Origin of the sequence: Pseudomonas sp. PAGU 2196, assembly GCF_022179005.1 — a bacterium.
Classification (GTDB): Bacteria; Pseudomonadota; Gammaproteobacteria; order Pseudomonadales; family Pseudomonadaceae; genus Aquipseudomonas; species Aquipseudomonas kermanshahensis.
Map to the genome: position 1 here is coordinate 1 of NZ_BNTL01000075.1, position 1,078 is coordinate 1,078.

Below are 1,078 nucleotides of genomic sequence, written 5' to 3' on the forward strand. Positions count from 1 at the left end.
CATTAAAAGATGCCTGTAATGATTTGTTTGCAAGACAATTCAGCTATCAAAAAATAAATGAAAGAGGGAATATTGAGAACTATAGATCCCGTTGGGTTAGTGAAATTGGATATGTAGATAATGAAGCAGTGGTTAAGCTTATTTTTGCCCCTGCCATAGTTCCATTAATTACCCGCTTAGAAGAGCATTTTACTAAATATGAATTGCAGCAAGTTAGTAATCTCAGTAGTGCTTATGCTGTTCGTTTATATGAGTTATTAATTGCTTGGAGAAGTACGTGCTCTACTCCAATTATAGAGCTAAGTGATTTCCGTCAAAGAATTGGCGTACTCGATACTGAGTACAAGCGTATGGAACGCTTTAAAACTAGTGTACTTGAGCTCGCTATTAAACAAATTAACGAACATACAGATATCACAGTGAAGTATGAACAACACAAAAGAGGTCGATCAATTTCAGGATTTTCTTTTAACTTTAAACAGAAAAAGAAGGACAGCACATCAATAGAAAGAGATCCGAATACTTTGAAACTTTCTTCAAAGATGACCGATGCTCAACGGCATATGTTTGCAAATAAACTTTCAGAACTCCCTGAAATGGGTCGCTATTCACAAGGAACAGAAAGCTATCCTCAATTTGCTGTTCGTATTGCTGAGATGCTACAAGACCCTGAAAAAATCAAAGAACTGTCCCCATATCTAAAAAAAGTGGGATACATGCCATCAAATAAAAAGGACACCGTAAATGGCTAAGTTATCACTAAGTGAAGTATCTAAAAAATTTCATGTGGATAGATCAACCATTTACAGAGCTGTACGTAATGGACGTTTATCACGCTCCAGTGATGGACAATTCGATCTAGCAGAGGTCATACGATGCTTTGGAGAACCTGAGCAAACATCTCAAAAAATTGAATCATCTAAGCAAGAAGGTGATGAATCTACAAAAAAACTTATTGCCCATTTAGAAAATGAAGTCAAAAAATACCAAGAACGTGAAGAACGGTTAATGCAACAAATTGACCGTATGCAAACACTCATTGAGCTGAAAAGTGTTGCACCTGCCACAGCAGCACCAC

Annotated in this window: 2 protein-coding genes; both read left to right on the forward strand. The window is 36.7% G+C overall.

Annotated elements, in window-relative coordinates:
- Nucleotides 1–752 (forward strand): replication initiation protein RepM (gene repM, locus MFF34_RS27985; protein WP_238217837.1); only part of this gene is annotated, 752 nt, incomplete at its 5' end.
- On the forward strand, nt 745–1,078 hold a 334-nt coding region (locus tag MFF34_RS27990), incomplete at its 3' end, for a plasmid replication DNA-binding protein (protein ID WP_139162465.1). The genes repM and MFF34_RS27990, both read left to right, overlap by 8 nt.